The organism is Micromonospora sp. NPDC048909, from assembly GCF_040649635.1.
Classification (GTDB): Bacteria; Actinomycetota; Actinomycetes; order Mycobacteriales; family Micromonosporaceae; genus Micromonospora.
Genome location: NZ_JBEZFU010000001.1, coordinates 226,300 through 238,602 on the forward strand (window position 1 = coordinate 226,300; position 12,303 = coordinate 238,602).

At 73.2% G+C, this 12,303-nt stretch carries 12 protein-coding genes; 7 read left to right on the forward strand and 5 right to left on the reverse strand.

From position 1 onward, the window contains the following. Positions 1 to 67: 67 nt before the first annotated feature. The 3 genes from AB0C04_RS01120 to AB0C04_RS01130 all read right to left on the reverse strand — a co-directional run bounded on the left by AB0C04_RS01120 (position 68) and on the right by AB0C04_RS01130 (position 2,429). Entirely contained in the window at positions 68 to 1,252 is a 1,185-nt protein-coding gene (locus AB0C04_RS01120) for a hypothetical protein (protein ID WP_357046683.1), read from the reverse strand. Further along, positions 1,249 to 1,776, reverse strand: a complete 528-nt coding sequence (locus AB0C04_RS01125) for a SigE family RNA polymerase sigma factor (RefSeq protein ID WP_357046685.1) — start codon at positions 1,774 to 1,776, stop codon at positions 1,249 to 1,251. Before AB0C04_RS01125 ends, AB0C04_RS01120 begins: the two co-directional genes overlap by 4 nt. A gap of 68 nt (positions 1,777 to 1,844) precedes the next feature. Next, entirely contained in the window at positions 1,845 to 2,429 is a 585-nt protein-coding gene (locus AB0C04_RS01130) for a TetR family transcriptional regulator (RefSeq protein WP_357046687.1), read from the reverse strand. A 106-nt stretch (positions 2,430 to 2,535) separates the two neighbouring features. Between AB0C04_RS01130 and AB0C04_RS01135 the strand changes: the two genes are divergently transcribed. Then, positions 2,536 to 3,693 (forward strand): FAD-dependent oxidoreductase, encoded by a 1,158-nt coding sequence (locus AB0C04_RS01135; RefSeq protein WP_357046689.1) that lies wholly within the window; start codon positions 2,536 to 2,538, stop codon positions 3,691 to 3,693. 9 nt (positions 3,694 to 3,702) lie between these two features. Beyond that, positions 3,703 to 4,269 carry a VanZ family protein gene (locus AB0C04_RS01140; protein ID WP_357046691.1) on the forward strand — a complete coding sequence of 189 codons (567 nt, stop codon included), beginning with the start codon at positions 3,703 to 3,705 and terminating at the stop codon, positions 4,267 to 4,269. On the opposite strand, the gene AB0C04_RS01145 is transcribed toward AB0C04_RS01140, so the two are convergent. Further along, on the reverse strand, positions 4,160 to 5,428 hold the full coding sequence (locus AB0C04_RS01145) for an MFS transporter (protein WP_357046693.1): 1,269 nt from the start codon (positions 5,426 to 5,428) through the stop codon (positions 4,160 to 4,162). The genes AB0C04_RS01140 and AB0C04_RS01145 overlap by 110 nt on opposite strands. A gap of 134 nt (positions 5,429 to 5,562) precedes the next feature. Between AB0C04_RS01145 and AB0C04_RS01150 the strand changes: the two genes are divergently transcribed. The 3 genes from AB0C04_RS01150 (at position 5,563) to AB0C04_RS01160 (ending at position 8,728) form a co-directional block, all read left to right on the forward strand. Continuing rightward, positions 5,563 to 6,165, forward strand: coding sequence for a helix-turn-helix domain-containing protein (locus tag AB0C04_RS01150; protein ID WP_350868607.1), 603 nt, complete (start codon positions 5,563 to 5,565; stop codon positions 6,163 to 6,165). 104 nt (positions 6,166 to 6,269) lie between these two features. Then, positions 6,270 to 7,607, forward strand: coding sequence for a biotin carboxylase N-terminal domain-containing protein (locus AB0C04_RS01155; RefSeq protein WP_357046696.1), 1,338 nt, complete (start codon positions 6,270 to 6,272; stop codon positions 7,605 to 7,607). A 200-nt stretch (positions 7,608 to 7,807) separates the two neighbouring features. Then, positions 7,808 to 8,728, forward strand: coding sequence for a hydroxymethylglutaryl-CoA lyase (locus AB0C04_RS01160; RefSeq protein WP_357046698.1), 921 nt, complete (start codon positions 7,808 to 7,810; stop codon positions 8,726 to 8,728). Positions 8,729 to 8,790: 62 nt separating this feature from the next. Here the strand turns inward: AB0C04_RS01160 and AB0C04_RS01165 are convergent, their stop codons facing one another. After that, the gene (locus tag AB0C04_RS01165; protein WP_357046700.1) at positions 8,791 to 9,372 is read right to left on the reverse strand and encodes a snapalysin family zinc-dependent metalloprotease; all 582 of its coding nucleotides are present in this window, start codon (positions 9,370 to 9,372) and stop codon (positions 8,791 to 8,793) included. Positions 9,373 to 9,543: 171 nt separating this feature from the next. On the opposite strand from AB0C04_RS01165, the gene AB0C04_RS01170 reads away from it, so the two are divergent. Both AB0C04_RS01170 and AB0C04_RS01175 read left to right on the forward strand, forming a co-directional pair. Next, positions 9,544 to 11,076, forward strand: a complete 1,533-nt coding sequence (locus AB0C04_RS01170; protein ID WP_357046702.1) for an acyl-CoA carboxylase subunit beta — start codon at positions 9,544 to 9,546, stop codon at positions 11,074 to 11,076. 65 nt (positions 11,077 to 11,141) lie between these two features. Continuing rightward, the gene (locus tag AB0C04_RS01175; protein ID WP_357046704.1) at positions 11,142 to 12,296 is read left to right on the forward strand and encodes an acyl-CoA dehydrogenase family protein; all 1,155 of its coding nucleotides are present in this window, start codon (positions 11,142 to 11,144) and stop codon (positions 12,294 to 12,296) included. Positions 12,297 to 12,303: the final 7 nt, after the last annotated feature.

Below are 12,303 nucleotides of genomic sequence, written 5' to 3' on the forward strand. Positions count from 1 at the left end.
GCGGTACGACGCGCGCCGGCTCTCGGCCGGAACGCGCGGCGGGACACCGGCCGCGCGGTGGCCGGGCTCAGCCGGCGGCGAGCGAGACCTCGCCGTACAGGTCCCGCACCACGCCCGTGACCGCACCGGTCGACGGTTGCCAGCGCAGCAGCCCGCCCGGGTCGTGGCGGAGCAGCACGGCGCCGTCCCGGTCCCAGCCGAGCACCTCGCAGCAGGCCTTCCAGCGGTCCCGGCCCAGATCGAGCAGACGGGTGACCACGCCGGTCTCGGCGTTCAGCACCGCGACCCCCTCCAGCCCACTCATGCTGCCGGTGGTGAGCCAGCCGGCCCGGGCCACCTGGTCGCCGCGCTGCCAGCCCCGCCCGTAGAACTCGTCGACCCGGTTGCCGCTGGGCAGCGCGCGGAAGTCGAGCGCCCAGGAGTCCAGGTGCGTGCTGGCGGCGCTCCAGGCGTACCGGCCCAGCGTCAGGCTCTCCGGGGCGCCGCCCACCGTCAGCACGGTGTCCGTCCGAACGCTCGGGTCAGGGCTTACCACGTCCCACGGGGAGACCGGCGCCTCCCGGCTGGTACCCGTGACCCGGTCCACCTCGTACGCGGTGTCGTTGTCGCCGACGAAGAGCCGGTCGCCGGACCAGAAGACGTGTTCCAGGTAGCCCTTCAGCGGGTAGCGGCGGACCGTCGCGGTGGTCAGGTCGACCACGATCACCTCGTCGGTCTGGGCGAAGGCGGCTGTCCGCCCGTCCGGCGACAGGCTGCTGCTCTTCAGCGGGACCGCGGCGTTGCCGTCGGCGTCGCGGGTCCGGGCGAGGGTGACCACGTCGAGATCCCGGACGAGGCCATCGTCGCCGAGCACCCGGATCCGTCCCTCGACGCCGGTCCCCGGATCGACCGGCTGGTAGAGCGCCAGCGCCTGGCGGACCGGGCGGGCGGAGAGCGACGCGCTCACCGGATCGCCGAGGCGACCGAGCGGGTCACCGGGATACGTCAGTTGGTCCGGCGGTCGCTGCACCGGTGCGGCGCTCGGCACCGGGCTCGCGGTCGGTGTGGCCGGTGTGATCGGCGACGGTCGGTCGGCGGGGCGCAGGGCGACGGCCGTACCGCCGGTCAGCAGGACGACCGCCACGGCGGCGGCCCCGGCCCGGCGGTTACGCCGGGTGCGGCGGGCCCGCTCCCAGCCGGCGGACGCGGGGTGCGCCGGCCGGATGTCCTCGGTGGCCACGGTCAGCAGTCGGGTCAGGTCCTCTTCCTTCACGGGTTCACCTCCATGCCGCTCGGCCGTCCGACCTCGCGGCCCAGCTCGGGGGCCACCTCGCGGAGCCGCCGCAGCGCCGCGTGGCACTGGCTCTTCACGGTGCCGACGGTGACGCCGAGCACCTCGGCGGTCGCCGTCTCGGTCAGGTCCTCGAAGTAGCGCAGCACCACGACCGCCCGCTGGCGGGGCGGGAGCTGCCCGAGGGCTTCGTGCAGGGCGAGTCGGAGCAGCCCGTCCCGGTCGTGGGCGGCCTGCTCCGGCGGGTACCCGCCGAGCCACTCCCGCCGGCGGCGACGCCACCAGGAGACGGCGTCCCGGTAGAGGATGGCCCGTACGTACGCGGCCGGATCGCCGTCCCGGACCGCGGGCCAGCGCAGCGCCAACTTCAGCAGGGCATCCTGGAGCAGGTCCTCGGCCTGGTGCCGGTTGCCGCAGATCAGGTAGGCCGCACGCAGCAGCCGGTGCTGGTGGTTCTCCACGAAGGCGACGTAGCCCTCGCGCCCGTCGTTCGCCGCCGGTCCCATCCGCCCCCTCCCCGGCCGTCGTGTTCCGTGTCACCCGACAGACGCACGGGGAGTGGCAAAAGGTTGGGTCAGTTCTCCGGCAGCCCGGTCAGGTAACGCTGGAGGGTGGGCGCGACCCAGCCGACCAGCTCCTCCGGTGCCATCTCCACCATCGGCGGCAGCTGGACGATGTAGCGCGTGAAGGCCAGCCCGAGGATCTGACTGGCCACCAGGCCGGCCCGCCGGGCGGTGGTTGCCGGGTCGGTGCCGAAGCCGGCCACCGCAGCACTGAGCTGGCTGGCGAAGATGCCACGCATCCGCTCGGCCGCGCCCGGGTTGGTGCTCGCGGTCCGGAGCAGGGCGGCCAGCGTCTCGTCGCCCTCCCACCGGGCGAGGAAGTGCCGGATCAGCACCTCGCCGAGCTGCCCGGGCGGGACGTCGGTCAGGTCGGGCAGCCGTAGGTCGAACTCGGCCGCCGCCGCGAACAGCCCCTCCTTGCTGCCGTAGTAGCGCATCACCATCGACGGGTCGATCCGGGCGTCGGCGGCGATGGCGCGGATGGTGGCGCGCTCGTAGCCGTCGGAGGCGAACCGTTCCCGGGCGGCGCGCAGGATCGCCGCGCGGGTGACGTCCGAGCGGCGGGGACGGGGCGCGTCGGTGGGGGCGACGGTCATGTCCACGACCGTAGGCCAACAACTGTTGACACACCAACACCCGGCGGCCAAACTTGCCAACAAGTGTTGGCCAACACACGTTGGCAATTCCTTCCCGGAGGTGGCGATGCTGCCCGCGAAGACCGACGTTCTCGTGGTGGGAGGCGGCCCGACCGGCCTCGCCACCGCGCTCACCCTGGCCCGACGCGGGGTCGAGGTGACCGTGCTCGACCAGCTCTCCCACCCGCCGGCGACCTCCCGGGCGGCCGTCGTGCACGCGTACACCCTGGAGGTGCTGGACCGGATCGACGTCGCGGCGCCGCTCGTCGCCCAGGGCCTGCGGGCGCCGCGGTTCACCGTGCGCGACCGCGACCGGGTGCTGCTCGCGGTGCCGTTCGACCGGTTGCCGTCCCGCTTCCCCTACGCGCTGCTGGTCTCCCAGTCGGTCACCGAGGCGGTGCTCACCGAGCGGTTGGCCGGGCACGGGGTGCGGGTGCGGCGGCCGTGCCGACTCACCGGTCTGACCCGGACCGACGACGGGGTGCTCGCTGAGGTCGACGGGGCCCCGCTGCGCGCCCGGTACGTGGTCGGCGCGGACGGCATGCACAGCACCGTCCGGCAGGCGGTCGGTATCGGCTTCACCGGTCCCACCGACGAGGAGTCCTACGTGCTCGCCGACGTCCGGGTACGCAGCACCCTGCCCCGCCAGGAGGTGTCACTCTTCCTCGCCCGCTCCGGGCCGCTGGTCTGGGCGTCCCTCCCGGACGGGGTGGTCCGGCTGGTCGCCGCCGTGCCGGTGGCCCCCGCCGAACCGGATCGGGCCTACCTCCAGGCGCTGCTCGACGAACGCGGACCCGCGCAGCGACCCGACCAGGTGACCGAGGTGCTCTGGGGATCCCGGTTCCGGGTGCACCACCGGCTCGCCGACACGTTCCGGGCCGGGCCGGTGCTGCTGGCCGGAGACGCCGGGCACGTGCACAGCCCGGCCGGCGGGCAGGGCATGAACCTCGGCATCTGCGACGCTTTGGCCCTCGGCACCGCCCTCTCCGACGTGCTCGCCGGCGGCCCGGAGACGCTGCTCGACGATTACACCGCGCGGCAGCGCCCGATGGCCGAGGACGTGCTGAGCTTCGCCGCCGGGCTGACTCGGCTGGCCACCGTGCCGCCCGCCGGCCGGCCGGTGCGGGACGTGCTGCTGCGGCTGCTCGGCGCTGTGCCGCAGGTCAGGCAACGGATCGCGCTGCGGCTCTCCGGGCTGTCCCACCGGGAGCGCACGCCGGGCTAGGCTCCGCCCGTGGAGCAGGTCTGGCGGGACTGGGGCGGCGTCCTGCTCGCCGTACTGGCCGGGCTGCCACTGCTGGTCCTGGTCACCGCCGGGCTCGCCCGGCTGCGCCGGGACGTGCCGGCCGGGCAGGCGTGGCGACGAAGCGTCGCCGAGGTGGGCGCGGTCGCCGGCACCCTGCCCTGGGTGTGGATGATCCTCACCCCGCGCGACGCACCCCGCCAGGTCGACCCGGTGCCGCTGCGCGACCTGGCCGACCTGTTCACCGGCCCGCCGGTGACCGCGGTGGTGCAGGTCGTCGGCAACCTGCTGGTCTTCGCAGCGCTGGGCTTCTTCGCCCCGGTACGCCTCGCCGCGCTGGCCGGCATCGGTCGGCTCTTCCTGCTCGGCGCGGTCGGCTCGGTGTTGGTCGAGACCCTCCAGTACGCGCTGGATCTCGGCCGGGTCTCCTCGGTGGACGACGTGCTGCTCAACGCGACGGGCGCGGCGCTGGCCGGGCTGCTGTCCCGGCACTGGTGGGCGCGGCCGGCGGCGGCGCTGGCGGGGCCGGCCGCAGTGACCACCACGCGGCGAGGGTGACCAGCGCGAACGTGCCGGCCGCACCCACCGCCACCGGCACCGTCCCGTAGGCCGCGCCGACCAGCCCGGCGAGCGCCGCGCCGACCGGTGCGGTGAGCAGCCCGACCATCCGCTGGGCGGCGCCCACCCGACCGAGCAGCCCGGCCGGCACGCGCCGCTGCCCGCACGACGCCCAGAGGCTGTTCCACGAGGCGGTGCCGGCGGCGAAGACGGCCAGCGCGAGCCCGCCCGGCACCGGGTGCCGGGCCAGCGCGAACCCGGCCAGCGCGACGGTCTGCGCGGCGAGCACCGCGCGCAGCGCCGGCACCGTGCCGAGCCGGGCGGCAAGTCGCCCCGAGCCGAGCGCCCCGGCCACCCCGCCGACGATGGCCGCCGCGGCGAAGAGTCCGTACCCGGTCGGCGGCACCTTCAGCACGTCCAGTGCGTAGAGCACCAGCACGGCCAGCAGCCCACTGATCGCCAGGTTGCTCGCCGCGGTGAGCAAGGTGAACCGCCACAGGGTCCGGTCCCCGCGCAGCCACCGCATCCCCTCGCCGATCTCGGCCCGCACCGAGCCCCGCGGTGCGCGCATTCCGTCACCGAGCGGACGGGGCGTGGTGAGGGCGAGCACGAGGAGGGCGGCCACCGCGAACGTGACGGCGTCGATGGTGAAGGGCAGCGCCGGGGCGGCGGTGAAGAGCAGACCGGCGGCGGGCGCGCCGAGGAAGCCGCCGGCCACCGCGGCGCCCGCCTGGAGTCGGCCGTTCGCCCGGGGCAGCGCGGCCGGCGGCACCAGCGCGGGGAGCAGCGCGAAGGAGGCGGCGTCGAAGAGGGTGCCCAGCGCGGCGAGCAGGAACGCGGCCACCAGCAGCGCCGCGACGCCGGCCCGGTCGAGGGCGACCGCCACGGCCAGCACGCCGACCACGGCGGCGCGTACCCCGTCCACCAGGGCCATCGTCCGCGGGCGGTCCCAGCGGTCCGCGTACACGCCGCCGAGCAGGCCGAAGAGCAGCGGCGGCAACTGGCCGGCCACGGTGACCGCCGCGATGACCCGGGGGTCGCGGGTCAGCGTCGCGGCCAGCAGAGCCAGCGCCGGCGTCCGCAGCGCGTCACCGAACCGGGACGAGACGGCGGCGGACCAGAGCAGGTGGTAGTCACGGCCGAGCCGGGATGCGGTCATGCCGGCGACCCTGCGGGGTCGAGTAGGTCGAGGGTCAAGCCGCCGGCATCGGCCGGTCGCCGGCTTCTCAGGTGTGACCAACCGCCCGGTAACCAAGCCTCCACCTCGCGCTGGGCGCGGTCTAGGCTTGCCCGGTGACGGTGGAGCAGCAGGCGCGCGGCGGCGCGGCGAGCGCGGGGCGGCGCCGGTCCCGCAAGGACGAGATCCTGGAGATCGCGGTCGGTCTCTTCGCCGCCCGGGGCTACCACGGCGTCTCGATGGACGACATCGGCGCGGCCGCCGGGGTCACCGGTCCGGCCCTCTACCACCACTTCGCCGGCAAGGAGGCGATGCTGGTCGCCGCGCTGATCCCGGTGAGCGAGGGGCTGCTCGCCGGCGGCCGGGAACGCGCCGCCGGCCGCCCCGACGACCCGCGCGGCGTGCTGGAGTCGCTGATCGACTATCACGTCGACTTCGCGCTGGCCAACCCCGCGGTGATCGCCCTGCACCTGCACGAGCTGGACCGTCTCCCCGACGAGCCGCGCCGACGGATCCGGCGCCTGCAGCGGCTCTACGTCGAGGAGTGGGTGACGGTGCTGACCGCCCTGCACCCGGGCATGCCGGACGGCGAGGCCCGGGTGTTGGCGCACGCGGCGTTCGGCCTGATGAACTCGACGCCGTTCCTCGGCGGTGAGGTGGACCGGCGCCGCCGGGCCGAGTTGCTGCGCGGCGCCACGCTCGCCGCCCTCCTGGCCTGACCCCCGGCCGGCCCCGCTGACCGACCCCGATGGCGACTTCTGACTGACCGGGGTGGCATGGTTCCCTGACAACCGTCCCGACATCTGGACGCTGGGGAGGAAACATGATCGAGTCGCTGCTGGTCGCCAACCGGGGCGAGATCGCCCGCCGGATCATCCGTACCGCCAAGCGGCTCGGCGTACGCGCGATCGCGGTGCACTCGGAGGCGGACGCCGGTCTGCCCTTCGTCACCGAGGCCGACGAGGCCGTCTGCGTCGGCCCGGCCAACCCGGCGCAGAGCTACCGCAACACCGAGGCGATCCTCGCCGCCGCCAGGTCCACCGGCGCGCAGGCGATCCACCCCGGCTACGGCTTCCTCTCGGAGAACGCCGACTTCGCCCGTACCGTCGAGGCCAGCGGGCTGATCTGGGTCGGGCCCGGCGCGGACGCGATCACCGCGATGGGCGACAAGATCAACGCTCGGAACCTGATGGCGGCGGCCGGCGTCCCGGTCGCGCCCGGCACCACCGAACCGGCGGCCGACCTGAACGCCGCCGTCGCGGCGGCGGCCGAGATCGGCTACCCGGTGATGGTCAAGGCCGCGGCCGGTGGCGGCGGCATGGGCATGGGCGTGGCCGTCGACGAGGCCGCGCTGCGCACCGAGTTCGACAAGGTGCGCGCGTTCGCGGAGCGGATGTTCGGCGACGGCTCCGTGCTGCTCGAGCGGTACTTCCCCCGGGTACGCCACGTCGAGGTGCAGATCCTCGGTCTGGCCGACGGCCGGGTGGTGGCGCTCGGTGAGCGGGAGTGCTCCGTGCAGCGGCGCAACCAGAAGCTGGTGGAGGAGTCGCCGTCTCCGGCGGTGTCGCCCGAGCTGCGCGCGCGGTTCCTCGCCGCGGCGGTGCGGGCCGGCGAGGCGGTCGGCTACCGCAACGCCGGCACGGTGGAGTGCCTGTTGGTCCCGAGCACGAACGAGTTTTTCTTCCTGGAGATGAACACCCGGCTCCAGGTGGAGCACCCGGTGACCGAGCTGGTCTACGGCCTGGACCTGGTCGAGGAGCAGCTGCGGGTGGCGGGCGGGCTCGCCCCGACGTTCGACCCGGACCGGCTCGCCCCGCGCGGGCACGCCATCGAGCTGCGGATCAACGCCGAGGACCCGAAGCGCTTCCTGCCCGGCCCGGGCGCGATCACCACGTGGGCCGAGCCGACCGGCGAGGGGGTCCGGGTCGACTCCGGCTACGTCGCCGGCAACACCGTCACCCCGTTCTACGACAGCCTGCTCGCGAAGCTGATCGTCAGCGGCGCGGATCGGGCCGAGGCGATCGAGCGGGCTCGCGCCGCCGTGGCCGCCTTCGAGGTGGCCGGCCCGAAGTGCAACCTGCCGTTCTTCGCCGAGCTGTTGGAGAACGACGAGTTCGTCTCCGGCGACTACGACACCGGCATCGTCTCCCGGATGCGCTGACCTGCTGGCGGCCCACCTGCCCCGCCGGTGTCCCGCCGTCGCCGTGACGGCGGGACACTGGCAGCCGGGCCCTTTGCTCTGCTTCCCTGGAGGCAACACCGGTTGTCCGGATTCCGGACGTTCGGCGTTGCCGTCGCTGAAGCAGAGCAAAGCGTCCTAGGCGACACCCCACGACGACGTCACAGCGAGGTGACCATCGCATGAGCCAGCTGCCAACTTCCGTGTCGATCCGCGAGGTCGGGCCCCGCGACGGGCTCCAGAACGAGGACCCGATCCCGACCGACGCCAAGGTGCGCCTGCTCGACGCGCTCTCCGGCACCGGCGTCAAGCGGATCGAGGCGGTGTCGTTCGTGCACCCGAAGGCGATCCCGCAGATGGCCGACGCGGACGAGGTGTGGCAGCGGGCCCGCAAGGCCGACGGGGTGCGCTACTCGGCGTTGGTGCCGAACACCCGCGGCGCGCAGCGCGCCCTGGCCGCCGGGTTCACCGAGATCGAGGTGGTCGTGTCGGCCAGCGACACGCACAACCGGCGCAACGTCAACCGCTCGACCGACCAGTCGCTCGACGACATCGCCGAGCTGATCGACCTGCTGCACGGCGCGGGGGCGCAGGCCGAGGTGATCGTGGCGACCAGCTTCGGCTGCCCGTACGAGGGGGACATCGACCCGCAGCGGGTCGCCGGGATCGTCGACCGGGTGGTCTCCGACGGCGCGGACCGGGTGGCGTTCGGCGACACCACCGGCATGGGCACCCCGCGCCGGGTCCGCGACCTGCTGACCGCGGTACGCGACCGCAACGCGCACATTCCGGTGCTGCTGCACTTCCACAACACCCGGGGCACCGCGCTGGCCAACCTGCTCACCGCGCTGGAGCTGGGGGTCACCGAGTTCGACGCCAGCGTCGGCGGTCTCGGCGGCTGCCCGTACGCGCCGGGGGCGAGCGGCAACCTGGCCACCGAGGAGGCGGTGCACATGCTGCACGACATGGGGATCGACACCGGCATCGACTTGGACGCCCTCATCGAGGCCGCCGAGCTGGCCGAGCGGCTGGTCGGCGGGAAGCTCCCCTCCGGCGTGCTGCGCGCCGGCCCGCGTACCCGGTTGACGCCGATGCCGGCCTGACCGGTCAGGCGGACAGCGGAGGGGCCGGCGGTCGCGCCGGCCCCTCCGTCGTACCCGGTCGATCAGCCGATCGGGGCGAGCGTGGCCGGGGCCGGCCAGCTGTCGCGGAAGATCTCCGACCCGGTGCGGTCCGCGGCGCGCTCGCCGGCGCTGCGGGTGCCGGCGAAGAGGTTGCTCACCCGGTTCGCCTCGGTGGTGCTCGGGTAGGGGTTGGTGCAGCTGGTGCCGGCACTGCCGCCGGACATCAGGATGGCGCAGTTGCCGTTGTAGTTGTCCGGCAGGCCGAGGATGTGCCCGATCTCGTGGGTCATGATCCGCAGCGGGCTGTACTGCGAGGCCTGCTGGGTGTCGATGTAGACCCGGCCGTTGCCGAGGCTGGTCCGCACGGCGTACGAGCCGCCGCCGGTGATCTGGTAGATCCGCAGGTTGGAGCCGCAGTTCGCGGAGAGCGTCAGGTTCGAGGTGGCGTTGTTCCAGATGGAGGCTGCCTGGTTGGCGATGCTTGCGTAGCTCGGCGCCTGGCTGGTGTTGTAGCAGATGGTCATGGCCGCGGACGCGGGCGACGGGTTGGCCACCGTGACGCCGAGGGTGGCGACTGCCGTCGCGACCAACGCGCCTGCGATCCGGCCGATGCGTGAGGTCATTGCGGGCTCCAATCCGGAAGGGGTGTCAGGAGCCTAGACATACACATCCATTGATTTCAATATCTGGTTCGCGTTCACCGTCGTGCGGCGCGGCGGCGTCCGGGTGGCCGGGCGTCCTCGCGATGCGCTAGCCTAACGATCGTTCAGGTCGCAACAGGCGAGGGAGTCGGCGTGACGCTCGACGGTGAGGCACTGGAGCAGCTGCGCAAGCGGGCCCGGGCCGGCGGGGCGGACAAGTACCACGCCGCCAACGCTGCCAAGGGCAAGCTCTTCGCTCGGGAACGGGTCGCGCTCCTGGTCGACGAGGGCAGCTTCGTCGAGGACGGCCTCTACGCCAACGCGATGGCCGACGGCCTGCCCGCCGACGGCGTGGTCACCGGCACCGCCACCATCGACGGGCGGCAGGTCTGCCTGATGGCGAACGACTCCACGGTCAAGGCCGGCAGTTGGGGCGCGCGCACCGTGGAGAAGATCATCCGGATCATCGAGCGGGCCTACTCCACCAGCGTGCCGATGGTCTACCTGGTCGACTCGGCCGGCGCCCGGATCACCGACCAGGTCGAGCTCTTTCCCGGCCGGCGCGGCGCGGGAAAGATCTTCTGGAACCAGGTCCGCGCCTCCGGCTCCATCCCGCAGGTCTGCGCGCTCTTCGGGCCGAGCGCGGCCGGCGGGGCCTACATCCCGGCGTTCTGCGACGTGGTCGCCATGGTCGACGGCAACGCGAGCATGTACCTCGGCTCGGACCGGATGGTCGAGATGGTCACCGGCGAGAAGACCACCCTGGAGGCGATGGGCGGCGCCAAGGTGCACTGCGCCGAGTCCGGCGTCGGGCACTTCCTCTGCAAGACCGAGGCCGAGGCGCTCGACGTGGTGAAGCGCTACCTGTCCTACCTGCCGGCGAACTGGACCCAGGCGCCGCCGGCGGCCGAGGCGCAGCCCGCGCCGGCGAAGGCCGACCTGGCCGCGCTGGTGCCGGCGAGCGAGCGGCAGGCGTTCGACATGCGCCGCTACGTCAAGGGCCTGCTCGACGAGGACAGCTTCTTCGAGATCCAGGCGCTCTGGGCCAAGGAGCTGACCATCGGCTTCGGCCGGCTCGACGGCAAGGTCGTCGGCGTGGTCGGCAACAACTCGATGTTCAAGGGCGGCGTGCTCTTCGTCGACTCGGCCGACAAGGCCACCCGGTTCGTGCAGCTCTGCGACGCGTTCAACGTGCCGCTGCTCTTCCTCTCCGACGTGCCCGGCTTCATGGTCGGCAGCGCGGTCGAGAAGCAGGGCATCATCCGGCACGGCGCCAAGATGATCACCGCGATCTCCGAGGCCACCGTGCCGAAGATCTGCGTGGTGGTCCGCAAGGCGTACGGCGCGGGCCTCTACGCGATGGCCGGTCCCGGCTTCGAGCCCGACGCCACCATCGCACTGCCCACCGCCAAGATCGCCGTGATGGGTGCCGAAGCGGCGGTGAACGCGGTCTACGCCAACAAGATCGCCGCGATCGAGGACGAGGCGGAGCGCGCCGCGTTCGTCGCCGCGAAGCGCGCGGAGTACGAGCAGGACATCGACATCGTCCGGCTCGCCAGCGAGCTGGTGATCGACGCGATCGTCGAGCCGCACGAGCTGCGGGCCGAACTGGTCCGCCGGTTCACCGCGGCGCAGGGCAAGGAACGGCACTTCTCCCGGCGCCGGCACGGCGTCACCCCGGTCTGACCGACCCGACCCATTCCCGGCCGGCGTCACGAGCGCCCGGCGGGCCCGTCCTACAGGAGGAACCCATGGACTTCCGGCTCACCGAGGAGCAAGAGGCGCTGCGGGAGAGCGTGCGGGACTTCGCCCGAGAGGTGGTCGCACCGGTCATCGCCGAGCACTACGAGAAGCACACCTTCCCGTACGAGGTGATCCGGCAGATGGGCAAGATGGGCCTCTTCGGGCTCCCCTTCCCCGAGGAGCACGGCGGCATGGGCGGCGACTACTTCACGCTCTGCCTGGCCCTGGAGGAGCTGGCCCGGGTCGACTCCAGCGTGGCCATCACCCTGGAGGCCGCGGTCTCCCTGGGCGCCATGCCGATCTACCGCTTCGGCAACGACGAGCAGAAGGCGCAGTGGCTGCCGAAGCTGCTCAGCGGCGAGGCCCTCGCGGGCTTCGGGCTGACCGAGCCGGGCACCGGCTCCGACGCGGGCGGCACCCAGACCCGGGCGGTCCTGGACGAGGCGACGAACGAGTGGGTGATCAACGGCTCGAAGGCGTTCATCACCAACTCGGGCACCGACATCACCATGCTGGTCACGGTGACCGCGGTGACCGGGGTACGCGAGGACGGCTCGAAGGAGCTCTCCACCATCATCGTGCCCTCCGGCACCCCGGGCTTCACCGTCGCGCCGGCGTACTCCAAGGTCGGCTGGAACGCCTCGGACACCCATGAGCTGACCTTTGAGGACTGCCGGGTGCCGGCGGCGAACCTGCTCGGCGAGCGGGGTCGGGGCTTCGCCCAGTTCCTGCGCATCCTCGACGAGGGACGGATCGCCATCGCCGCGCTCGCCGTCGGCCTCGCCCAGGGCTGCGTCGACGAGTCAGTCAAGTACGCCCAGGAGCGGCACGCCTTCGGCCAGCCGATCGGCAACTACCAGGCGATCCAGTTCAAGATCGCCGACATGGAGCTGAAGGCGCACACCGCCCGGCTGGCCTACTACGACGCGGCGGCCCGGATGCTGGCCGGCGAGCCGTTCAAGCGCCAGGCCGCGATTGCCAAGCTGCACGCCAGCACGGTCGCGGTGGACAACGCCCGCGAGGCCACCCAGGTCCACGGCGGCTACGGCTTCATGAACGAGTATCCGGTGGCCCGGTTCTGGCGGGACTCGAAGATCCTGGAGATCGGCGAGGGCACCAGCGAGGTGCAGCGGATGATCATCTCTCGCGACCTCGGGCTCTGAACGCTCG

Excerpts from the sequence above, each read along its gene's own strand:
- AB0C04_RS01155 (WP_357046696.1), top strand. The coding sequence starts at position 6,270 with ATGATCGAGTCGCTGCTGGTCGCCAACCGGGGCGAGATCGCCCGCCGG.
- AB0C04_RS01125 (WP_357046685.1), bottom strand. The coding sequence starts at position 1,776 with ATGGGACCGGCGGCGAACGACGGGCGCGAGGGCTACGTCGCCTTCGTG.
- AB0C04_RS01135 (WP_357046689.1), top strand. The coding sequence starts at position 2,536 with ATGCTGCCCGCGAAGACCGACGTTCTCGTGGTGGGAGGCGGCCCGACC.
- AB0C04_RS01165 (WP_357046700.1), bottom strand. The coding sequence starts at position 9,372 with ATGACCTCACGCATCGGCCGGATCGCAGGCGCGTTGGTCGCGACGGCA.
- AB0C04_RS01130 (WP_357046687.1), bottom strand. The coding sequence starts at position 2,429 with ATGACCGTCGCCCCCACCGACGCGCCCCGTCCCCGCCGCTCGGACGTC.
- AB0C04_RS01145 (WP_357046693.1), bottom strand. The coding sequence starts at position 5,428 with ATGACCGCATCCCGGCTCGGCCGTGACTACCACCTGCTCTGGTCCGCC.
- AB0C04_RS01160 (WP_357046698.1), top strand. The coding sequence starts at position 7,808 with ATGAGCCAGCTGCCAACTTCCGTGTCGATCCGCGAGGTCGGGCCCCGC.
- AB0C04_RS01175 (WP_357046704.1), top strand. The coding sequence starts at position 11,142 with ATGGACTTCCGGCTCACCGAGGAGCAAGAGGCGCTGCGGGAGAGCGTG.